Annotated in this window: 22 protein-coding genes; 13 read left to right on the forward strand and 9 right to left on the reverse strand. The window is 62.5% G+C overall.

Annotated features, from left to right (window positions below; all coding sequences use genetic code 11):
* The first annotated feature begins 35 nt into the window (after positions 1-35).
* Together purQ and SS05631_RS08350 are read left to right on the forward strand one after the other, a co-directional pair.
* On the forward strand, positions 36-707 hold the full coding sequence (gene purQ, locus SS05631_RS08345; protein ID WP_037424453.1) for a phosphoribosylformylglycinamidine synthase subunit PurQ: 672 nt from the start codon (positions 36-38) through the stop codon (positions 705-707).
* A gap of 51 nt (positions 708-758) precedes the next feature.
* Entirely contained in the window at positions 759-1,166 is a 408-nt protein-coding gene (locus SS05631_RS08350; protein WP_037424451.1) for a hypothetical protein, read from the forward strand.
* A 135-nt stretch (positions 1,167-1,301) separates the two neighbouring features.
* Here SS05631_RS08350 and SS05631_RS32630 read toward each other — a convergent pair whose 3' ends face one another.
* On the reverse strand, positions 1,302-1,568 hold the full coding sequence (locus tag SS05631_RS32630) for a DUF1127 domain-containing protein (RefSeq protein ID WP_037424450.1): 267 nt from the start codon (positions 1,566-1,568) through the stop codon (positions 1,302-1,304).
* 48 nt (positions 1,569-1,616) lie between these two features.
* Here SS05631_RS32630 and SS05631_RS08360 point away from each other — a divergent pair, with 48 nt between their 5' ends.
* The 8 genes from SS05631_RS08360 (at position 1,617) to SS05631_RS08395 (ending at position 10,198) form a co-directional block, all read left to right on the forward strand.
* Positions 1,617-3,035 (forward strand): PLP-dependent aminotransferase family protein, encoded by a 1,419-nt coding sequence (locus SS05631_RS08360; protein WP_037424449.1) that lies wholly within the window; start codon positions 1,617-1,619, stop codon positions 3,033-3,035.
* Positions 3,036-3,158: 123 nt separating this feature from the next.
* Complete coding sequence (locus SS05631_RS08365) at positions 3,159-3,710, forward strand: acyloxyacyl hydrolase (RefSeq protein WP_050988347.1); 552 nt, start codon at positions 3,159-3,161, stop codon at positions 3,708-3,710.
* Positions 3,711-3,901: 191 nt separating this feature from the next.
* The gene (gene purL / locus SS05631_RS08370) at positions 3,902-6,130 is read left to right on the forward strand and encodes a phosphoribosylformylglycinamidine synthase subunit PurL (RefSeq protein WP_037424447.1); all 2,229 of its coding nucleotides are present in this window, start codon (positions 3,902-3,904) and stop codon (positions 6,128-6,130) included.
* Between the two features lie 128 nt (positions 6,131-6,258).
* Positions 6,259-6,492 (forward strand): BolA family transcriptional regulator, encoded by a 234-nt coding sequence (locus tag SS05631_RS08375; RefSeq protein ID WP_014328481.1) that lies wholly within the window; start codon positions 6,259-6,261, stop codon positions 6,490-6,492.
* A 6-nt stretch (positions 6,493-6,498) separates the two neighbouring features.
* Positions 6,499-6,744: a hypothetical protein gene (locus SS05631_RS08380; protein ID WP_037424444.1), complete on the forward strand. Its 246-nt coding sequence runs from the start codon at positions 6,499-6,501 to the stop codon at positions 6,742-6,744.
* A 133-nt stretch (positions 6,745-6,877) separates the two neighbouring features.
* Positions 6,878-7,213 carry a Grx4 family monothiol glutaredoxin gene (grxD, locus tag SS05631_RS08385; RefSeq protein WP_037385944.1) on the forward strand — a complete coding sequence of 112 codons (336 nt, stop codon included), beginning with the start codon at positions 6,878-6,880 and terminating at the stop codon, positions 7,211-7,213.
* 369 nt (positions 7,214-7,582) lie between these two features.
* Positions 7,583-8,821: a multidrug effflux MFS transporter gene (locus SS05631_RS08390; RefSeq protein ID WP_037424472.1), complete on the forward strand. Its 1,239-nt coding sequence runs from the start codon at positions 7,583-7,585 to the stop codon at positions 8,819-8,821.
* A 63-nt stretch (positions 8,822-8,884) separates the two neighbouring features.
* Positions 8,885-10,198: a multidrug effflux MFS transporter gene (locus SS05631_RS08395; RefSeq protein ID WP_037424442.1), complete on the forward strand. Its 1,314-nt coding sequence runs from the start codon at positions 8,885-8,887 to the stop codon at positions 10,196-10,198.
* 64 nt (positions 10,199-10,262) lie between these two features.
* On the opposite strand, the gene SS05631_RS08400 is transcribed toward SS05631_RS08395, so the two are convergent.
* The 5 genes from SS05631_RS08400 to SS05631_RS08420 form a co-directional block, all read right to left on the reverse strand.
* Positions 10,263-11,087, reverse strand: a complete 825-nt coding sequence (locus tag SS05631_RS08400; RefSeq protein ID WP_037424440.1) for an inositol monophosphatase — start codon at positions 11,085-11,087, stop codon at positions 10,263-10,265.
* Positions 11,084-11,944, reverse strand: a complete 861-nt coding sequence (gene ttcA / locus SS05631_RS08405; RefSeq protein WP_244412295.1) for a tRNA 2-thiocytidine(32) synthetase TtcA — start codon at positions 11,942-11,944, stop codon at positions 11,084-11,086. Before ttcA ends, SS05631_RS08400 begins: the two co-directional genes overlap by 4 nt.
* A gap of 246 nt (positions 11,945-12,190) precedes the next feature.
* Complete coding sequence (locus SS05631_RS08410) at positions 12,191-13,138, reverse strand: glutaminase (protein ID WP_037424436.1); 948 nt, start codon at positions 13,136-13,138, stop codon at positions 12,191-12,193.
* Between the two features lie 94 nt (positions 13,139-13,232).
* A complete protein-coding gene (gene rpsD, locus SS05631_RS08415; RefSeq protein WP_037424434.1) occupies positions 13,233-13,850 on the reverse strand; it encodes a 30S ribosomal protein S4 in 618 nt (205 codons plus the stop codon).
* 255 nt (positions 13,851-14,105) lie between these two features.
* A complete protein-coding gene (locus tag SS05631_RS08420) occupies positions 14,106-15,620 on the reverse strand; it encodes an ATP-binding protein (RefSeq protein ID WP_037424432.1) in 1,515 nt (504 codons plus the stop codon).
* 195 nt (positions 15,621-15,815) lie between these two features.
* Between SS05631_RS08420 and SS05631_RS30940 the strand changes: the two genes are divergently transcribed.
* Complete coding sequence (locus tag SS05631_RS30940) at positions 15,816-15,980, forward strand: hypothetical protein (protein WP_157213202.1); 165 nt, start codon at positions 15,816-15,818, stop codon at positions 15,978-15,980.
* Positions 15,981-15,983: 3 nt separating this feature from the next.
* Here SS05631_RS30940 and murI read toward each other — a convergent pair whose 3' ends face one another.
* Positions 15,984-16,787 carry a glutamate racemase gene (gene murI / locus SS05631_RS08425; RefSeq protein WP_037424430.1) on the reverse strand — a complete coding sequence of 268 codons (804 nt, stop codon included), beginning with the start codon at positions 16,785-16,787 and terminating at the stop codon, positions 15,984-15,986.
* Positions 16,774-17,601, reverse strand: coding sequence for an RNA methyltransferase (locus SS05631_RS08430; RefSeq protein ID WP_037424428.1), 828 nt, complete (start codon positions 17,599-17,601; stop codon positions 16,774-16,776). Before SS05631_RS08430 ends, murI begins: the two co-directional genes overlap by 14 nt.
* Before the next feature lie 205 nt (positions 17,602-17,806).
* On the opposite strand from SS05631_RS08430, the gene SS05631_RS08435 reads away from it, so the two are divergent.
* The gene (locus SS05631_RS08435; protein WP_037424426.1) at positions 17,807-19,021 is read left to right on the forward strand and encodes an NADP-dependent isocitrate dehydrogenase; all 1,215 of its coding nucleotides are present in this window, start codon (positions 17,807-17,809) and stop codon (positions 19,019-19,021) included.
* An 84-nt stretch (positions 19,022-19,105) separates the two neighbouring features.
* Here the strand turns inward: SS05631_RS08435 and SS05631_RS08440 are convergent, their stop codons facing one another.
* Positions 19,106-19,936, reverse strand: a complete 831-nt coding sequence (locus SS05631_RS08440) for an AraC family transcriptional regulator (protein WP_037424424.1) — start codon at positions 19,934-19,936, stop codon at positions 19,106-19,108.
* A gap of 171 nt (positions 19,937-20,107) precedes the next feature.
* On the opposite strand from SS05631_RS08440, the gene SS05631_RS08445 reads away from it, so the two are divergent.
* On the forward strand, positions 20,108-21,766 hold the full coding sequence (locus SS05631_RS08445; protein WP_037424422.1) for a SulP family inorganic anion transporter: 1,659 nt from the start codon (positions 20,108-20,110) through the stop codon (positions 21,764-21,766).
* Positions 21,767-21,798 lie beyond the last annotated feature (32 nt).

Consider the following 21,798-nt stretch of genomic DNA (forward strand, 5'->3'; position numbering starts at 1 on the left):
CAGGGCCGCGGGGCCAAGGCAAGGTATCTACGCCCATGAAGTCAGCCGTCGTTCAGCTTCCAGGCCTTAACCGCGATCGCGACATGATCGCGGCACTTACGAAGATCTCCGGCAAGACGCCGGTGACCGTCTGGCAGACCGAGACGGAGATCCCGGATGTCGACCTGATTGTCATTCCCGGCGGCTTTTCCTATGGCGACTACCTGCGCTGCGGCGCGATCGCCGCGCGCATGCCGGTGATGCAGGCGATCAAGGCCAAGGCCGAGCAAGGCGTGCGCGTCCTTGGCGTCTGCAACGGCTTCCAGATCCTCGTCGAAGCGGGCCTGCTGCCGGGCGCGCTGATGCGCAATGCCTCGCTGAAATTCGTCTGCCGCGAAGTGAAGCTCGAAGTCGTCAATGCGGAGACGGACTTCACCCGTGCCTACGCCAAGGGCCAGGTGATCCGCAGCCCCGTCGCCCACCATGACGGAAACTATTTCGCCGACGCCGAAACCTTGAAGGCGGTGGAAAGCAATGGTCAGGTCGTCTTCCGCTATGCCGAAGGCACCAACCCGAACGGCTCTCTCAACGATATTGCCGGCGTGGTGAATGACCGCGGCAATGTTCTTGGCATGATGCCGCACCCGGAAAACCTGATCGAAGCGGCCCATGGCGGCTCGGATGGCCGCGGCATCTTCGCCTCGGCGCTCGACGTAATCGCCGCTTAACCGTATCGCTGCTAGAAGGCGGTATCCATCGTCACGCGCGCGAGGCCGCCTATGCCATCCATGAAATGCAGACAATTCGCAGCGCTCGGCTGCGTCGCCGCAAGCCTTGTGCTCGTTGGCGGGTGCCAATCCAACCGCCCAACCTCCGCGCCTGCGAGCTCCGCCGCGCTCCCGACGATGGAGCGCGTTGCGCTTGGCGCCAATGGCTGCTGGTTCAAGTCGGGCGACCCGGCCTTCAAGGCCTATCGGCTCGCACCGGAACTCAATTCCTTCTCCGGGCGCCCGCGCATTTTGCTCGTGCCGCGCAAATCGCCCGAGTCACGCCCCCTCGCGGTCATCCAAGCCGAAGGGCACCCTGCCCGGCTGCAGGCCTTCGGTCCGCTTCTCAGCGAGCCGGTGGGCACGCGGATCGCGTCGGACGTGCGGCGCTGGGCCGCCGGCGGCCAGGGCTGCAGTTGAGCTTAAACAACCGAGTTCCCGATCCGAGCTCGGCGGTCTCGCGCGCCGCGGATAAATCGTCCGCGCCTACCCTCTGCGTCGTGGCGGCAAGCAAACAGACGGGCGGCGGCGCCACATCTTTGAACGCATCCCGCTCTAACGCCAGAACGGAACGGCAGCCTCTCGCCGTGCTTCAGCCTCGCTGACGCCGATGTCCTTCAACTGGTGGTCGCTCAAGTCGCCCAGCACCAGACGGCTGCGCCTCTTCGCGGCCAATGCACAGTAGAAGCGCCACAGCCTAGCTGGAATACTCAAGTTGGCGCTTTGCCCGCGATGGCTGGGCCTCTCGGTGTGCCGCGGCGACAACTGAATTGTATTAATTGTATTCATGCTCTGAACCTCAACGCCGTACTGTCGCACCATCCTGTGATAATTGACTCTGCAATTGAGGCAATATAGACAATTGTCACTATGACAACTTGGCTACCGGATATACAGCAGGGGCACGGGCCGCTTTACGCGCGGATCGCCGACCAGATTGAACAGGCGATCGGCAGCGGCGCCCTGCCCGTCGGCACCAAGCTGCCGCCGCAACGCAATCTGGCCTTCGACATCGGGGTGACGATCGGCACGATCGGCCGGGCCTACAACATCGTGCGGGAGCGCGGACTTGTGAGCGGCGAGGTCGGCCGCGGCACCTATGTGCTGGACCATCCGGAGAGCAGACCGCCCGAACAGGCCGATCCACTCACCACGTCGCTAGCCGGTACCCGTCCGATCGTCGCGCCGCCCGGCAAGCTGCGCTTCGACAGCACGGCGGCGCCGGACATCGGCCAGGGCGACATTCTGGCAAGATTGCTCGGTGACATCAGCCGGGAGCATCATGCGGACATTGCGAGCTATGCCCGCAATTTTCCTGATCATTGGTTCGAAGCGGGTGCGCAGTGGCTGGCGAGCGGCAGCTTTCGACCGACACCGGAATGCATCGTGCCGACGCTCGGTGCGCACGCCGCCGTCATTGCCGTGATTTCGGCGGTCACCTCGCCGGGCGACCGCATCGCCTTTGAAACCCTGACCTATTCGCAGGTAAGCCGCAGCGCCGGGCTGATCGGGCGGCGGATCGCGCTGCTCGCAAGCGATGAGTTCGGCCTGATCCCGGAGGATTTCGAGCGCGTTTGCGCCCAGCAGCATCCGAAGCTCGCCTTCCTGATGCCAAGCGCGCAGAACCCTACGGTGGCGATCATGCCGCTCGAGCGGCGTCAGGCGGTCGCCGAAATCGCCCGCAAATACGGTGTATGGCTGGTCGAGGACAATCTCTATGGCTCGATGACCGGTGATCCCATTCCGCTTCTCGCCGAACTAGCGCCGGAGCGGATTTTCCTCGTCGGCGGCCTGTCGAAGTCCGTTGCCGCCGGCGTGCGCGGGGGCTGGGTCGCCTGCCCGCCACATTTCAGCCAGCGCATCCGCATCGCCCACAAGATGATCAGCGGCGGCCTTCCGTTCCTCCTTGCCGAACTTTGCGCCCGCCTTGTTCTTTCAGGGGCCGCCTCCTCCCTGCGCGGCCGCGGCGTCGAGGAAATCGGCAAGCGCGTCGCCATGGCGCGCGAAATCTTCTCCGGCTTCGAGTTCAACGACCACCCGAAGGTACCCTTCCTCTGGCTGAAGCTCCCGGAGCCCTGGCTGTCGGGAACCTTCAAGCAGGCAGCCCTCCAGGAAGGCGTGCTGATCGACGACGAGGACGAATTCAAGGCGGCCCGGTCCGACCGCGTCTTCCATCGCATCCGCGTCGGATTCTCCTCGCCGGCCAAGCGGAGCGACGTGGAGGCCGGGTTCCAGATCTTGCGACGCCTGCTCGATAGCGGCCGTACCGGCTACGACAGCTTCGACTAATTCCCTGCCAGACGACTTTCGCACAAGCGACGACGATTTATAGTTCGCGTAACGCCTGAGTCGATTCGCCTTTCCAAAGGATCTGGCATGCTTTCTTCAACTTGGCTCGGTGCCCGGAGCCTGATGCTCGGTTCCGTCGGAGCCTTCGCGTTCCTGGCATCTCTTGGGGCCACACCCGTTCACGCGGCAGAGCCGATCTTCGACGGACTCCGTTTCGGTGCGACGACCTCCATCGGCGACGGCGACAATCAGGAGGACGGCGTCTTCCCATCCGTGACCGTCTTTTTCGACCCGTTCGGTGCAGACAGTGCTACCGGCTTAATTGAAAAGGTCCTGCGGCCACGGGTGCATGCCGGAGCCTCGATCGCAACCGCGTCGAACGGCGTCAACCAGGTGTATGGCGGGTTCAGTTGGGACGTCGACATCACCGAGCGTTTCTTTGTCGAGCTCGGTGCCGGCGGCACGGTTCACGACGGCGACCTGAACGATGACGGAACGAGCGGGCCGAAGCTTGGCTGTCGGCTGATGTTCCGCGAATATGCCGCCGCCGGGTTTCGCTTCGACGATCACTGGAACCTGTCGGCAACGGTGGAACACTCCTCCAATGCCAATCTTTGCAATGGACCCAACGACGGTTTGACGCGTGCGGGACTGATGCTCGGCTACAAATTCTAGCGGCTGAGAAACGGAATTTCCGGTCGGGAGCACGTCGGCTGGCTCCTGTTGATCTGCGGTATTTTTCTGTCGCGCCGCGGCGCGTCATAGGCTAAAGAAGCCGCAAAGCGCCCCCTGTTTGTGTTGCGGTTCGCACGCGCCGTGTCCCTGTCGGAAGGGGTGCGCGCCGCCCGAAGGATTGACGGTCGACGATGACGATTTCCAACACCCGCCCCATCACCCCGGACCTCATCGCCTCGCACGGGCTGAAGCCCGACGAATATGAGCGCATCCTGAACTTGATCGGGCGCGAGCCGACCTTCACCGAACTCGGTATCTTCTCGGCTATGTGGAACGAGCACTGCTCCTACAAATCCTCAAAGAAATGGCTTCGCACGCTCCCGACCAAGGGACCGCGCGTCATCCAGGGGCCGGGCGAGAATGCCGGCGTCGTCGACATCGATGACGGCGATTGCGTCGTCTTCAAGATGGAGAGCCACAACCATCCTTCCTATATCGAGCCCTATCAAGGCGCGGCCACCGGCGTCGGCGGCATCCTGCGTGACGTCTTCACCATGGGTGCGCGCCCGATCGCCGCGATGAACGCGCTCCGCTTCGGCTCGCCCGATCATCCGAAGACCCGCCACCTCGTGTCCGGCGTCGTTGCCGGCGTCGGTGGCTACGGCAACTCCTTCGGCGTGCCCACGGTCGGCGGCGAGGTCGAGTTCGACTCGCGCTATAACGGCAACATCCTCGTCAACGCCTTCGCGGCGGGCCTCGCGAAGAGCGATGCGATCTTCTATTCGAAGGCGGAGGGCGTCGGGCTCCCGGTCGTCTATCTCGGCGCCAAGACCGGCCGCGATGGCGTCGGCGGCGCCACCATGGCTTCGGCCGAGTTCGACGAGTCGATCGAGGAGAAGCGCCCGACCGTCCAGGTCGGCGATCCCTTCACGGAAAAATGCTTGCTTGAAGCCTGCCTCGAACTGATGCAGACGGGCGCCGTGATCGCCATCCAGGACATGGGCGCCGCCGGCCTCACTTGTTCCGCCGTCGAGATGGGCGCCAAGGGCGATCTGGGCATCGAGCTCAATCTCGACAAGGTGCCGGTGCGCGAGGAGCGCATGACCGCCTACGAGATGATGCTTTCCGAAAGCCAGGAGCGCATGCTGATGGTGCTGCGCCCGGAAAAGGAGGAGGAAGCCAAGGCGATCTTCGTCAAGTGGGGCCTCGACTTCGCAATCGTCGGCAAGACGACCGACGACCTGCGCTTCCGCATCCTGCACCAGGGCGAGGAAGTGGCGAACCTGCCGATCAAGGAACTCGGCGACGAGGCACCGGAATATGACCGCCCCTGGACACCGGCCAAGACCCCCTCGCCGCTCGCGACCAACGACATTCCCCAGGCCGATGTCGCCGAGGCGCTTCTGAAGCTGGTCGGCTCCGCCAACAATTCCTCGCGCCGCTGGGTTTACGAGCAATACGACACGCTGATCCAGGGCAATTCGCTGCAGCTGCCGGGCGGCGACGCCGGCGTGGTGCGCGTCGAAGGCCATGAGACGAAGGCGCTCGCCTTCTCTTCGGATGTGACGCCCCGTTATGTCGAGGCAGATCCGTTCGAGGGCGGCAAGCAGGCTGTCGCCGAATGCTGGCGCAACCTGACGGCAACCGGGGCGCTGCCGCTCGCTGCCACCGACAATCTGAACTTCGGCAACCCCGAACGCCCCGAAATCATGAGCCAGTTCGTGCACGCCATCAAAGGCATCGGCGAAGCCTGCCGCGCTCTCGATTTCCCGATCGTTTCGGGCAACGTATCGCTCTACAACGAGACGAACGGCCAGGCGATCCTGCCCACCCCGACCATTGGCGGTGTAGGGCTGGTCAAGGACTGGTCGAAGATGGCGCGCATCCGCTTTGCCGCGGCGGATGAGACCATCCTGCTCGCCGGCGCGCCGGAACACTTGGGCAGCCACATCGCTCAGTCAATCTATATGCGCGACATTCACGGCCGCACCGACGGTCCGGCACCGCACGTGGATCTGGCGCATGAACGCAAGGTCGGCGACTTCGTTCGCGGCCTGATCGCGGACGGACTGGTTACCGCCGTGCACGACTGCTCTTCGGGCGGCCTTGCGCTTGCCGTTGCGGAGATGGCGATCGCCTCGGGCATCGGCGCGACGATTGCTGCTCCGGAGAACGATCCGATTGCGGCCTTCTACGGTGAGGATCAGGGTCGCTATGTCGTGACGGTCACTGCCGACAAGCTCGATGCGGTCGCCGCTCGGGCGGCAGTCGCTGGCATTGACCTGCCGGTTATCGGCAAGACCGAAGGCGAAGCCGTTAAACTCGGCGATGCAAAGGCGGTCTCGGTAGACGAATTGCGTTCCGCCCACGAAGCCTGGTTCCCCACCTACATGGGCAGCGATCTGGCTCCGGACAATTGACGGCAGACGGGGCGGAAAACCGTCAAATCATCATTTGCTTTCCGCCCCTGAATCGTGGTTCCCTTGAGGCTACGAGTGGGGGTGCGTCCCCTGCGCCCGCAGAAAAATAACAAGGGAGTTGGCATATCATGCCCATGACACCAGGCGATATCGAAGACATGATCAAGGCCGGAATCCCGGGCGCCAAGGTCACGATCCGCGATTTGGCCGGTGACGGCGACCACTATGCCGCCGAAGTCGTGGCCGAAGCGTTTCGCGGCAAGACCCGCGTGCAGCAGCACCAGATGGTCTACAACGCCTTGAAGGGAAATATGGGCGGCATACTTCATGCGCTCGCCCTGCAGACCAGCGCGCCGGAGTGAGTCCCTATGGCGGACTTGATCAAGGAACTCGTCAGCGGTGTCGTCGACAGTGCGCTGAAGGAGATCCTAAAGAAGACCGGCGCCAGGAAAACCGCGACGCGGCGGACGAAGCGCCGTACCAGGCAAGCCTCAGGCGCCGGCGGCATCCTTGCCGAGATCATCCAGGCCGCTATCCGCAAGCCGGCAAAGAAGCAGGTGAGCCGTCGCCGCACCGCTGCATCCCGCAGCAAGCTGCGCCGCCGCCCCGCCTGAGGTGGTTTGAAAGCCACATTTTGAGGACCATCAACATTTTTGCGAATTGGGTGGGTGAAAACCGCGCCCATGCATGCTATTTAAGCAGCAAAGCGACATCCGGTCCTTGAAGCCGGCCAGGAAGGAAGACAACATGAGCGGAATTCACGATTTCATCGACAACGAGATCAAGACCAACGACGTCGTTCTCTTCATGAAGGGCACGCCGCAGTTTCCGCAGTGTGGTTTCTCCGGACAGGTGGTGCAAATCCTCGATTACATCGGCGTCGACTACAAGGGCATCAACGTGCTCGCCGATGCGGATCTGCGCCAAGGCATCAAGGATTACTCCAACTGGCCGACCATTCCGCAGCTCTATGTGAAGGGCGAATTCGTCGGCGGTTGCGACATCGTGCGCGAGATGTTCCAGGCAGGCGAGTTGCAGGAGCATCTTCAGGGACAGGGCATTTCCGTAAAGGGCGCTGCGTAGCATCCGCAATAGGGAACAGCGCACGGAGAAGGCGGCCTGACCGCCTTTTTTGATTCCGGAACTATATGCCGTTCGGCTAAATTTCGGTGCACTCCTTGAGCAGGCGACGAAATTCACCGGCTCCGGAGGGGTCTTCCACGACCGCGCATCGGCAGATTTTCGACTGCCCCACGGGGGCGATCGACGCAGACATTGCCTTGGGGCGCGCACTCTCTCGCACCCGTATACTCATAGCATCGACGTCGGCGCAGGCTCGACTTCGACCTGAAATTTCACAGACCGATCAAAGTATTGATGAACTCTGCGCCCTCGATATCAGCGGCGCATTCTGTGCCGGACGCCGAGCGGACGGTCAGCGGGATTCCCGAAATGACAAAACCGATAGATCAAGCGGCGACGCTTTCCGGCCTCACCAAGACCCAGTTCATCGCCCTGATGGCGATGCTGATGTCCATCAATGCGATTTCGATCGACATCATGCTGCCGGGGCTGCAGGAAATTGGTGCAAGCCTCGGCGTCAGCGACGAAAACGACCGCCAATATATCCTGTCCGCCTATCTGTTCGGCATGGGTTTCGCACAGCTTTTCTTCGGACCGCTTTCCGATCGCTTCGGGCGGAAGGCGCCGCTCCTCGGCGGGCTGGCGCTCTATGCCCTGAGCGCGATCGCGATCGTCTTCGTGCCGACATTCGCCGCGCTGCTGTTCTTCCGCTTCGTGCAGGGCGTCGGCGCGGCCGCCATTCGCGTCGTGACCGTATCCGTCGTGCGTGACATCTATGGCGGCCGTCAAATGGCGGAGATCATGTCGCTGGTCATGATGGTGTTCATGATCGTCCCGGTGATCGCCCCGAGCATCGGCCAATTGATCATGATCTTTGCGGAATGGCACATGATCTTCGTCGTGATCGCGTTCTACGCGCTTGCCGTCGCGGCGCCCGTCGCAGTTCGCCTGCGGGAGACCTTGGCTTCTGAAAACCGACGCCCGTTCACAGCGTCTGCGATTCTGGAGGGCTTTCGTATCGTCGTGACGAACCGGATGGCGCTGTTCTATACGCTGGCGACGTCCGTGATCTTCGGCGCGCTCTTCGGCTTCATCAATTCGGCACAGCAGGTCCTCGTCGGCATCTATGGTCTCGGCGTGTGGTTCCCGGTCGTCTTCGCGGGCTTTGCCGGACTCATGGCGGTCGCCTCCTTCACCAATTCGCGTCTCGTGTGGCGGTTCGGCATGCGGGCACTCTCGCATGCCGCCCTTCTCGGCTTCACCCTGGCGAGCTTCGTCTGGATGTGTGCATCGCTCGCGGGACCGCTGCCGCTACCGATTTTCGTGGTCCTCTACGCCGCGGCAATGTTCCAGTTCGGGGTGATCTTTGCCAACTTCAACGCCATGGCCATGGAGCCACTCGGGCATGTGGCCGGTACCGCCTCGTCGGTTCTCGGCTTCGTCCAGACGATCACCGGCGGGGTCATCGGCGCCGTCATCGGCCAGGCCTTCGACGGCACTGTGACACCGCTCGCCGTCGGCTTCTTTGCCGTCGGCGTCCTTGCCCTCGTCTTTGTGCTGTTTGCAGAAGGCGGCCGGCTTTTCAAACCGCACAATCCTGCCGGCTAGCCGGATGCCGGTGTGGCGCGACGGCCGGATTGTTCCTCCCAATCTGCTATTGTGGATATTTCAATGACTTCCATCTCAGAAGACACCCTCAACGCCCGACAACAACCGGATGATACCAACTCGGTTTCGGGTGCGGCTCGTATCGGAATGGGTCTCGTCGAATTCATCGTGACGATTGCCGTGATGACGGCAAGCGTGGCGCTCGCGATCGACAGCATGCTGCCGGCGCTTTCGAGCATCGGCCAGTCGTTCGACGTTACCAATGCCAACGACGCGCAGCTCGTCATCGGCATATTCTTCCTCGGTTTCGGCTTTTCGCAGATTTTCTTCGGCAGCCTTTCCGATGCCTTCGGCCGCCGCGTGGTGCTGCTCGGCGGCTTGGCCTTCTTCACCATCTCGAGCTTCGCCGCCTCGCAGGCGACGAGCTTCGAGGCGCTGCTGGTGCTGCGCTTCATCCAGGGCATCGGTGCCGCGGCGGTGCGCATCACCACCATGGCGATCGTCCGCGACTGTTTCGGCGGCCGCGAGATGGCACGCGTCATGTCCTATGTGATGATCGTCTTCATGATCGTGCCCATCGTCGCTCCCTCGCTTGGACAGGTGGTCATCGTCTATGCCGATTGGCACTGGATCTTCATTCTGATCGGCGTGATCGGCCTCGTTCTTTTCTTTTTGGCGCTGACTCGCATGTCGGAGTCGCTCCCTGCCAAGGAGCGCCTGCCGCTCTCGTTCGGCGCTATTCTTTCAGGCTTCCGTACGGTCCTGACGAACCGCATCACCTGCGGTTATATGATCGGCCTGACGCTGTTCACGGCGGTCATCTGCGCCTACATCGTCAGCGTGCAGCAGGTCTTCGGCGAAATTTACGGTCTCGCCGACTGGCTGCCGATCGCCTTTGCCGGAACGGCCGGCGGCATCGCTGTGGCAAACTTTGCCAACGGCTTTTTTGTCCGCAGCTTCGGCATGCGCCGCATCTCGCACGCCGCACTGATCCTGTTCACGTTGCTTGCGGCCGCGGGTTACGCGCTGTCGCTGGCCGGCACGCCGGCCTTCGTCGTCAGCTACGTGATGTTCTCGGTGCTGCTGATGTTCTTTGCCGTGATCGCCACCAATTTCACGGCGATCAGCCTCGAGCCGATGGGCCATCTCGCCGGCACGGCCACGGCGATTACCGGTTTCATCTCGACAACGGCCGGCGCCCTCATCGGCAGCGCCGTCGGCCAACTTTTCAACGGAACGCTGCAGCCCCTGTTCGGCGGATTCGCGCTCTTCGGACTTCTGACCATTGCCGCTACGCTCTGGGCGGAAAAGGGAAAGCTCTTCACCCATCCCGGCGACCAGATCGCCGGTCCCGATCACGGTGGCGGACATATGTAACAACAAAGCCCGCTCGGCGATCCGGGGCGGGCTTTCTCTATTGTGACGCCTGTAACGTCCTTGATCAGACGGTGAAAACCTCGCGCCGCAGCGCCTCCCAGCTTTCCTTGTCGGTGGCGAGAAGCAGCCCGCCATTGGTGTGGGCCGGCAGATAGCGCGATCCGTCGAAGCGGGCCGCATAGGCGCCGGCCTCTTCGGCGACCAGCGTGCCGGCAAGGTGATCCCACGGCATGAGCTTCTGGTACATCAGGAAGTGCAGATGGCCGGCTGCGAATATGCGGTATTCATGCGCGGCGCAGCGGTAGCTTGTGGCGATCCTCACCTTGGCCAAATTGCCCATGACGATCCGGCGGTTGTCTTCCTGGTAGAATGCCGTCGAGGCGCCGCCGACCATGCTGCCAAGCGGCACGCCGGCCGTGACCGACAGCCTCTCCTGCGACCCGTTCGGTCGGCACATCCAAGCGCCGGAACCTTTCTCGGCAATCACCCAATCATTGCCGAGCGGATCGTAGATGATGCCCGCAACGGTCTCGCCTTTGGCGACGACGCTCGCCATCACCCCGAAGAGCGGCAGGCCGGCGGCAAAGTTGAAGGTCCCGTCGATCGGATCGACGACAATGGCAAGCTCGGCATCCGCCAGCTTGTCGAGGAGAGCGGGATCGGCCGCGACCGACTCTTCCCCGATGAAGACTGCGCCAGGCGCGATCGCGTCGATCTTCGCCTTGATCAGCCTCTCGGCAGCCTCGTCGCCTTCCGTCACCAGATCGATCGCCTCGGACTTCGTCCGCACATCGCCCGATTCCAGATTCCGGAAGCGAGGCAGGATTTCCTTCACCGCCGCCTCCTGCAAAAGGTTGGCAAGGGCGGCGATATCGACGGACTGGCTCATTCTGTGGGCTCCGAAGAAAGGGACTGGAAATCGAACAGTTTTGGATCGAGCAGGTGCGACGGGTTCACATGGCCGAGCGCGCGCAGCATCGTGTCCTTGCGGCCGGGCATGCGCCGCTCGATGTCGGCAAGCATCGCCTTCATGGCATTGCGCTCGAGACCGTCCTGCGAGCCGCAGAGATCGCACGGGATGATCGGGAACTCCATCGCTGCGGCGAATTTCGCGAGATCGTCCTCGGCCGCATAGGCAAGCGGCCGCAGGACCGTCAGGTCGCCCTCGTCATTGAGAAGCTTCGCCGGCATCGACGCCAGGCGGCCGCCATGTAAGAGGTTCATGAAGAAGGTTTCGAGAATGTCCTCGCGATGGTGCCCGAGCACCAGGGCATCGCAGCCCTCCTCCCGCGCGACACGGTAGAGGTTGCCGCGCCTCAGCCTGGAACAGAGCGAGCAATAGGTGGCGCCCGTCGGCACCTTCTCCTTCACGATCGAATAGGTATCGCGATATTCGATCCGGTGCCTGACGCCGATCGAGGCGAGATAGTCCGGCAGGATGTGTTTCGGAAAGTTCGGCTGGCCCTGGTCGAGATTGCAGGCAATGAGCTCGACCGGCAGAAGCCCGCGCCACTGCAGATCCATCAGCAGCGCCAAGAGGCTGTAGCTGTCCTTGCCTCCGGAAACGCCGACGAGCCAGCGCTTCGACCCTTTCAGCATGCCGAAGTCGTCGAAAGCCTGACGCACTTGGCGCAGCAGGCGCTTTCTCAGCTTGTTGAAGGAGACGGAGGTCGGCATCCGCGCGAACAGCGGATGAGCACCGGTGTCGAGAACGGCGTCTTCCGCATTGGGAGCAGCGTCCATCATCTCGCGCTCAGGCGATAGTGAGAGTTCCATGGCGGTAGTCTCGGATTCTGAGGGCGAAATAGGTCCGCCCAAAGGCCCGAACCACTTGCCCGGTCTGGTACCGAAGATCAAGGAAAAAGGGGGCGGCGGCGCAATGAATTGCAGGAATCGAGCCCTCAACCTCAGCGAAATTGCCCCTCACCGTAGCCCTCTCCCCGCACGCGGGGCGGAGGTCACGGCAGCGGCATGAGGGGCACCCTCAGACGCTCACGGCCCAAATACCGACCAGCCGGTACGCGCCGCGAGCATCTCGAGCGCCAGCGAGCCCAGGAGCGAATTGCCGTTCTCGTTGAGGCCCGGCGACCACACGGCAATCGAGGCTTTGCCGGGCGCGACCGCCATGATGCCGCCGCCGACGCCGCTCTTGCCGGGCAGACCGACGCGATAGGCAAAATCACCGGATCCGTCATAATGGCCGCAGGTGAGCATCAGCGCATTGATGCGCCGGGCCCGCAGGCGCGATACGACGGAATGGCCGGTCAACGGATTGGTGCCGCCCGCCGCCAGAAAAAGGCCCGCCTTCGCCAGCTGGCTGCAGGTCATGGCGAGCGCGCAGTGGTGGAAATAGACGCCGAGCACATGCTCGACCGGATGGTCGAGCCGTCCGAAGGAGCGCATGAAACTGGCGAGCGCGAAATTGCGGAAGCCGGTGGCCGTCTCGGAGCGGGCAACCTCGTGGTCGATGACGATGTTCTCGTCGTCGGCCAAGTAACGGACGAAGCGCACGATCTCGCCTATCAGTTCCCTCGGCGTGTGGCCGGCGAGGATCAGGTCGCTGATCGTGATCGCCCCCGCATTGATGAAGGGGTTGCGCGGCTTTCCACCCTCGTGTTCGAGTTGCACGATCGAATTGAAGGCCGACCCCGAGGGTTCACGGCCGACCCGATGCCAGATATTCTCGCCATGCTTGCCGAGCGCCAGCGTCAGCGTGAAGACCTTCGAAATGCTCTGGATCGAGAACGGCACTTCCGCATCGCCGACCCGATGCACATCACCGCCCGTCGTGACGATCGCCATGCCGAAATGCTGGGGATCTATGCGGGCAAGCTGGGGAATATAGTCGGCAACCTTGCCCTCGCCCAGCCGCGGCGTCAGCTCGCGATAGATGTCGTCGAGGATCTGTTGCAGATCCTGAGGCGCTTTCTGCTCCGGCATGCGGCACTCCTCGATCTTGGGTCGCTCCGGCAGTTTTCTACAAAAAAACCGCCCGTCTCCGGGCGGTTTTCGAATTCACGAGGCCGAGCCCGGATTAACGCGAATAGAATTCGACGACCAGGTGCGGCTCCATGACGACCGGATAGGGAACGTCGGTCAGAGCCGGAACGCGGACGAAGGTCGCGACCATCTTGCTGTGATCGGCTTCGATATAGTCCGGAACGTCGCGCTCAGCGAGCTGAACGGATTCGAGAACCGTAACGAGCTGCTTGGACTTGTCCTTGACTTCGATGACGTCGCCCGGCTTGCAACGGTAGGAACCGATGTTGACGCGAACGCCGTTGACCTTGACGTGGCCATGGTTGACGAACTGGCGGGCGGCAAAGACGGTCGGAACGAACTTGGCGCGGTAGACGATCGCGTCGAGGCGCGATTCAAGCAGGCCGATCAGGTTTTCCGGGGTGTCGCCCTTGCGGCGGGAAGCTTCGGCGAAGATCGCACGGAACTGTTTTTCACGGATGTCGCCGTAGTAGCCCTTCAGCTTCTGCTTGGCGCGCAGCTGCACGCCGAAGTCGGAAAGCTTCGACTTGCGGCGCTGACCGTGCTGGCCCGGGCCGTATTCGCGGCGGTTGACCGGGGACTTCGGGCGACCCCAGATGTTCTCGCCCATGCGGCGGTCAATTTTATACTTGGACGATTCGCGCTTGCTCATCGCATTTCCTTTCAATCGGTTACACCGGTCTGTTGCCAAGCCGGATCAAGGAAACACGCCCTCCTCTGAACTCATTTTGGGAGTTCTGACAGGCTTCTCACGATCACGCTGCCGGAGAAACCACGGGACATGTCAAATGAAACACCGGGCATCGCTGCCCGGCGTTGGGCGGGTCTTTACGCATTGGGCGGGGAATTGTCAAACGGATTTATGCAAGAAACGCAGGGATTTCCGCCAATCCCCGTTCCGAAAAAATCACTCCGCGGCCGCGCGCTCCGACATGCCGGCATCCGGCGCATTCGCATCACCCGGACGGGTCTCTTTGCCGAGGTCAGGGAAAGCGACGATTCGTTTTCCAGCGAAATCCGCATGCACGACGATCAGCCCCTGCTCTTCGAAATAGCCGAGCAACCGTCGCGCCCGCCGGGCGGAATGCGTGCCGTAAGCACGCGCGATCATCGCGTCAGAAGGACAGGGAGCGCCACGCACGGCCGCCTGCGCCATCATCAGGAAGACGCCCTGCAGGTCCTCCGTCACCCGATCGGCGAGCCCAAGAGCCGATGCCCAGGCTTCAGTCGCAGCCGTTTCGGGATCCACCCCCGAGCGCGCCACGGCCATCTTGCGCCGAAAAACACCGATTGACGGCGCGGAGCCTGGCACACGGCGGATGCGGCAGCGAACCAGGAAATCCTGGTACAGCTCGGCGTCGGGCCGGAACGCCGCTTCCGGGTTTGCAAGAATCTCGGCGAACACGCCATCGATCAACGCCTCCCGCTCCTCGGCGGAGAGTTCCGGCTGGGCGGGTTTCGCCTCGACCGGTGTCTGAGATTCCGGCCGCGGCCGCGACAGTTCCGCGAGAATATCGCTGGCGGGCCGCGGCTGGGGCGCCGCACGTCGGACAATGGGTCGGCTCAATTCTTCCGGATCGGGCGTGAAGATCAGGTCCTCGACATCCTGCGGCGCCTCCGGCAGCGGCATCAGCTTCGGGCTCGTCGAGCGCGCCGACGTCTCGACCGATCCGATCGTCACCTTCAGCGGCCGGCGGGAAAGCGCCGGGCCGAGCGCTACGAAGGAGCCACGCTTCAGGTCGCGGAACATTTCGGCCGTGCGACGGTCCATGCCGAGCAGGTCGGCGGCGCGCTGCATGTCGATATCGAGGAAGGTGCGCCCCATCAGGAAGTTCGACGCTTCCGCCGCGACGTTTTTGGCAAGCTTCGCCAGGCGCTGGGTGGCAATCACGCCGGCCAGTCCGCGCTTACGGCCGCGGCACATCAGGTTGGTCATCGCCCCGAGCGACACCTTGCGCGCCTCTTCCGAAACGTCGCCACCGACCGAGGGCGCGAACATCTGCGCCTCGTCGACGACGACCAGGACGGGATACCAATAGTCGCGATCCGCATCGAACATCGCGTTCAGGAACACGCCGGCGCTGCGCATCTGCTGCTCAATGTCGAGTCCCTCGAGCGAAAGGACGCACGAGACGCGGTGCTGGCGGATGCGCGTGGCGATGCCGATCAATTCCGCATCCGTCCGCTCGCCCTCGATCACCACATGACCGAACTTGTCGGCAAGGGTCACGAAATCGCCTTCTGGGTCGATGATGCACTGCTGCACCCAAGGGGCGGACTGCTCAAGCAGCCGGCGCAACAGATGCGACTTGCCCGAGCCTGAATTGCCCTGCACCAGGAGTCGCGTCGCCAGAAGCTCTTCGATATCGAGCGAGGCCGAAGTCCCTTCGGACGTCGTTCCCATGTCGATGCCGACTTTCATTCCCACCTCTTCGTCACGAATTGATTCGCGATCCGCCGGGAGCGCCAAAACCAGCGACACCTAGCACGGTTTTGGCTCCGGTCAGGGCCGCTCTTCAGACAACTCACAGGAATACGCGTGCGACCCAGCGGGCAGATCCCCTCCTATTCGCTGGAGTCGCCTGATGATAGTCCCAGACAGGATGCAAGGAAGCTGATGTCCCAATACGACACCGAGAACCACTTGCAATTGCGCGAGGCGGGCAAGACCCCCTATCGCATCATTTCGCCGGCGGAAGCGCGGCGCTCGTGGATCAGCCTTGCCCTTGCGATTGCGATCGTGCTGGCGGCCGCCGCCTTCATCCTGCCGACGGCGTTCTGACGCTCATGCGGAACGCACGGTGAGCCCAAAGCCCTGCATCAGCCGCCGCGTGGCGAAATCGGGCCTGCCGGAGGTGAAGATCGCCGGATCCTCGCCGTTCAACGGTTCGAAACCGTTCGGCAACGGCACGAGCGAACGCGCCCGCCGCGCGATTGCCTCGGCCGGATCCAGCCAGTCGACCGGCCAGGGCGCCAGCCGCCGGAAGACATTCGCCATGAACGGATAATGCGTGCAGGCGAGCACGACGATGTCGGTCTTCCGATCGTCCATTTCGACAAAGCAGGGGGCGATCTCCGCCAGCACCGCCTCGTCCTCCAGCTTGTCGCCGCGGATATAGGCTTCCGACATGCGTGCCAGGTTCTCCGAACCGACCAAGCGCACATGGCACTGCGAGGCGAAGGATTGGATGAGATCGCGCGTATAGGCGCGCTTCACCGTTCCGGGGGTTGCCAGAACCGAGACCAGTCCCGAACGCGTCCGCTCGGCCGCCGGCTTGATCGCCGGTACCGTGCCGACGAAGGTCATTTGCGGATAGGCGGCGCGCAAATCCGATCCGACCAGTGTGAAGGCGGTATTGCAGGCGATGACGCAGATTTCCGGATCGTGCGCTCTGAGCAAGTCGCCAAAGAGCGCGATCACCCGCACCTTTAGCGCCCCCTCCTCCCATCCGCCATAGGGAAAGCCGGCATCGTCGGCGACATAGATGAAGTGCCGCTCCGGCATCAGCACGCGCGCCTCGCGCAGCACCGTCAGACCGCCGATGCCGCTGTCGAAGACGAGAATGGGTTTGAGCTCAGTCGTCGTCACCGCCGCCTTGCCCCTTCCTGCCTCCGGCCGGTGCGCCCGAGCCGCGCGGGTTTTCGCGCGTGAAGCGGTCGAGCGATGAGATGACGCCGCGCAGCACCTGGATTTCGGATTCGCTGAAGGAAGGCCTCGTCAGAACAGCGCGGAGATTTTCCACCAATTTCGGCTTTTTATCGGCGGAGCGAAAGTAATTGCGCGCCTCGAGCGCCCCCTCGAGATGTTCGAACAGCCCCTGAAGATGTTCCTTCGTGGCCGGCCGCTGCTCGATCGCCTGGAACGAGGTCTCCTCCTCGGACTCCATGCCGGTCTTCATCCACTCATAGGACATCAGCAGCACGGCCTGGGCAAGATTGAGCGAGGCGAAGGCGGGATTGACGGGGAAGGTTACAATCTCGTCTGCGAGCGCCACCTCCTCATTGGTCAGTCCGGTACGCTCGCGGCCGAAGATGATGCCGACCGCCTCCCCGACCTTGAAGCGCTGGCGGAGCGAGCGGGCGGCAACGATCGGCGAACGCACCGGCTTGTAGCCATCCCGATCGCGGGCTGTGGTGGCGTAGACGAAGTTGAGGTCGGCGATTGCCTCCTCTAGCGTGTTATAGAGTTTGGCCCCGTCGATCACATGATCGGCTCGGCTCGCCGCCGAGCGCGCCTTCTCACTCGGCCAACCGTCGCGCGGATTGACGAGACGCAGTTCCGAAAGCCCGAAATTCGCCATGGCGCGAGCAACCATGCCGATGTTCTCGCCCAGCTGAGGGTAAGCGAGAATGATCGCCGGCCCCTCCGTCAAGAGTTCGCGCTCGCTGTTCGTGCCTGCCATTATGATACCTTGCCTCTATTCGCCGCTTCCCTCGCACAAAAACCTTGGAAATTAAAGCCGGGACACCAAAGTCGGCGACGCCTTTGCTGACCCAAAGTTTCGGCCAACTATGCTTTGCCTTGCCGGTCCACAGTGCTATAGGGCTGTGGATTTTTCCACCGGAGGGGCGTCGGCCACGGCGTCTCAGAAAGCACGAGGCATATTCATGGCAAAGATCAAGGTCGCCAATCCGGTCGTCGAGCTCGACGGCGATGAGATGACCCGCATCATCTGGCAGTTCATCAAGGACAAGCTGATCCATCCCTATCTCGACCTCGATCTGGAATATTACGACCTCAGCGTCGAAAACCGCGATGCGACCGAAGACCAGGTGACGATCGATGCCGCGAACGCCATCAAGAAGCACGGCGTCGGCGTCAAGTGCGCAACGATCACGCCGGATGAAGCACGCGTCGAGGAATTCAACCTGAAGAAAATGTGGAAGTCGCCGAACGGCACGATCCGCAATATCCTCGGCGGCGTCATCTTCCGCGAACCGATCATCTGCAAGAACGTCCCGCGCCTCGTCCCCGGCTGGACCAAACCGATCATCGTCGGCCGCCACGCCTTCGGCGACCAGTATCGCGCCACCGACTTCAAGTTCCCGGGCAAGGGCAAGCTGTCGATCAAGTTCGTCGGCGACGACGGCCAGACGATCGAACACGACGTCTATGAGGCCCCCGGCGCCGGCGTTGCGATGGCGATGTACAACCTCGACGAATCGATCACCGAATTCGCCCGCGCCTCGTTCAACTACGGCCTGCAGCGCAAGGTGCCGGTCTATCTCTCGACCAAGAACACTATCCTGAAAGCCTATGACGGCCGCTTCAAGGACATCTTCCAAAAGGTGTTCGACGAGGAATTCGCCGAAGAGTTCAAGGCCGCCAAGCTCTGGTACGAACACCGCCTGATCGACGACATGGTCGCCTCGGCGCTCAAGTGGTCCGGCGGCTACGTCTGGGCCTGCAAGAACTATGACGGCGACGTGCAGTCGGACATCGTCGCCCAGGGCTTCGGCTCGCTCGGCCTGATGACCTCGGTGCTGATGACCCCGGACGGCAAGACGGTCGAAGCGGAAGCCGCGCACGGCACGGTGACCCGCCACTACCGCCAGCACCAGAAGGGCGAGGAAACCTCGACCAACTCGATCGCCTCGATCTTCGCCTGGACCCGCGGTCTGGCGCACCGCGCCAAGCTCGACGGCAATGCCGAACTGGCGAAGTTCTCCGAGACGCTGGAGCGCGTCTGCGTCGAGACGGTCGAGGCCGGCTTCATGACCAAGGACCTGGCGCTGCTGATCGGTCCCGACCAGCCGTGGCTCTCGACCACCGGCTTCCTCGACAAGATCGACGAGAACCTCAAGAAAGCAATGGCCGCCTAGGCGGCCAGCCCGACAGCCACAACTACGAAACCCGGCCTTGTGCCGGGTTTCTTGTTTGAAGCGTCGAAGTGAAATGGGGCCAAGTCACTTGAGCGGCAGATAGATTTCCGTAAGCAGCTCGGTCGGGGCCACTTCGCGCGGGTTGTTCAGATACTTCTCGAACATGACGCTGTCGCGGATCTCGCGGCCGGAATTCGGCAGCCAAGTCCCATAGAGCCATTGATAGGCCTTTGGCATGTCGGCATAGGGGCCCTTGTGCCGCAGCACGGCATAGTGCCCGCCGTCAATCCCTTGCGGCGTAAGCGGCGCCTCGGCCGCCTGCTCGCCGTTGGCCGTCACGCAGGCGAACGATCGGAGCTTGTCCGTCTCCACCAGTTCCGGGTCATCCAGGTAGATTCCGATCATCTCCATGTCCGGCCGAAACAGGTTCCGCGCGAAGAGGGTGGCGTAAAGCGTTTCGAACGCTTCTCCGATGCCCATATAGGAACCAGAATGAGCAACACCCGCCAGGGTCAGAGGCTCTATGGTCCTCAAGTCAACATCGTACATGACAGCATTTCCTTCCATGGAAGCGGTTTCAAAGGCCTTGTGACTCCCCTCCTTCCTGTAGCGCGCCGGCGGAAGACCATAGACGGCCCTGAAGGTGCGGTTGAAGGATTGAACATTCGGGTAGCCAGAGCGTCGCGCGATCGCTTCGACTGAAAGACCGGTCTGGACAAGTTCTGCCGCTGCCCGTTGCAGCCGCAATCGCTTGACGGTCGCCGCCAAGGTTTCGCCATGCACCGCCCTGTAGATGCGGTGGCAATGGTGCGGCGAAAGCCGGTCGAGATTCAGCTCTTCATCGAGATGCCCGTAGATATAGGCCGAGACGTGGTGAAGCCGCCTCTCATATGTCGCCCATGCACCGCCCGCCATATCGAACCTTTCGCGCTTTCGCTCGACCACGTTCAAACCACAGATCGAATTGACGAATCCTGCTGACCTGAATGCTGCCCGCTCAGCTTGTGCGGCATGGCGACTCAGATAGGCTGAGAATGCCCGGCACGTACCATCCAGCAAACGTGGCGGATCTCGAAAGTTTCGCCGATGCCCGATTCTCTTATCCCAAAAACTGTCAGCGTGATCGCCGAGGGATACGGCCGCGCCAGGCTGAAAGCGGACGCTTTGGCCGGCCTGACCGTCGCCATCGTCGCCCTACCGCTTTCAATGGCCATTGCGATCGCCTCCGGCGTAACACCCGATCGCGGGCTCTATACCGCAATCGTCGGCGGATTTCTCGTTTCGCTCCTCGGCGGCAGCCGGGTCCAGATTGGCGGTCCGGCCGGTGCCTTCATCGTTCTCGTCGCTGCGACCGGCGCCCGGCATGGTATCGACGGCCTGTTGCTTGCGACTGCGATGGCCGGCCTCATGCTCGTTGCGGCCGGCTACTTGCGCCTCGGACAGTACATCAAGTTCATCCCCTACCCTGTCACGGTCGGCTTCACGGCCGGGATTGCTGTGATCATCTTTGCCAGCCAGTTGCGCGACCTTTTCGGGCTGACGTTACCAGGCAGCGAACCGGGGCCGATTGTTGAAAAGATCGCGGCACTCGGCCGGTCCGCCGATACGGTCAATCAGGCCGCGGTCCTGACCGCCACCCTGACCGTCGGCATCATTCTCGCGCTGCGCCGGTTGCGGCCGCATTGGCCCGGAATGCTCATCGCCGTCGGCGCCGCATCGGTCCTCGTCGCCGTCCTGCACCTGCCGACGGACACGATCGGCACTCGCTTCGGCGGTATTCCGCGCGGACTGCCGCTTCCGACCTTGCCGCCTTTCTCCCTTGAGAAAGCCGTTGCGGTGTTCCCGGATGCGGTCTCGTTGGCTCTTCTCGGCGCGATCGAGTCACTGCTTTCGGCCGTTGTCGCTGATGGCATGACGGGACGCAGACATCGATCCAGCATGGAGTTGATTGCCCAGGGGATAGCCAATCTGTGTTCGGCGCTCTTCGGCGGCATCTGCGTCACCGGCACCATTGCCCGCACCGCAACCAATGTTCGCGCCGGAGGCACTAGCCCCGTTTCCGGCATGCTGCATTCAGTCTTTCTCCTTCTCTTCATGCTGCTTGCCGCACCGCTAGCAAGCTATATCCCGCTCGCTTCCCTCGCTGGCGTGCTTGCCGTCGTCGCCTGGAACATGATCGAAAAGCCGGCCTTCATGGCGCTCTTGCGGTCGTCCTACGGTGATGCTGTCGTGCTGCTGGCCACCTTTTTCATCGTTGTCTTTCGCGAACTGACAGAGGGGATAGTGATCGGTGTGGCGCTCGGCGCCCTCCTGTTCATCAATCGAATGGCGAAAGGCATCTCAGTCGGTGAAATGAAGCCGCTTGAGCTGCTGCAATCGGGAAATCGCGACGAAGAGCACCCGGTCATTGGCGATGATCCGGAAACGGTGATCTATCGGATTGCAGGCATCTTCTTCTTCGGCTCGGCAGCCACCGTTGCAGCGGTGCTCGATCGGATCGCCGATCAGCGCCGAAACTTCATTCTCGACTGCTCCGAAGTCCCCTTCATGGATTCGACCGCCGCCAACATCATCGAAGGGACGTTGCGCAAGGCGGAGAGGCTCGGCGTGCGCTTCATCATCGTTGGCGCCAATACGCAGGTTCGCCGCGCCCTCTATCAACACCACGTGCGTCCACCGCGTGTCTTGATGCGCGGCTCGATCCCGGCGGCGCTCGAGACCATCCGCGGCGAAAAGAGCGCATGAAAAAGGGCGTGCAGCGCCCTTTTCTCCGTCTT

It is taken from the genome of Sinorhizobium sp. CCBAU 05631 (genome assembly GCF_002288505.1).
GTDB lineage: Bacteria > Pseudomonadota > Alphaproteobacteria > Rhizobiales > Rhizobiaceae > Sinorhizobium > Sinorhizobium fredii_C.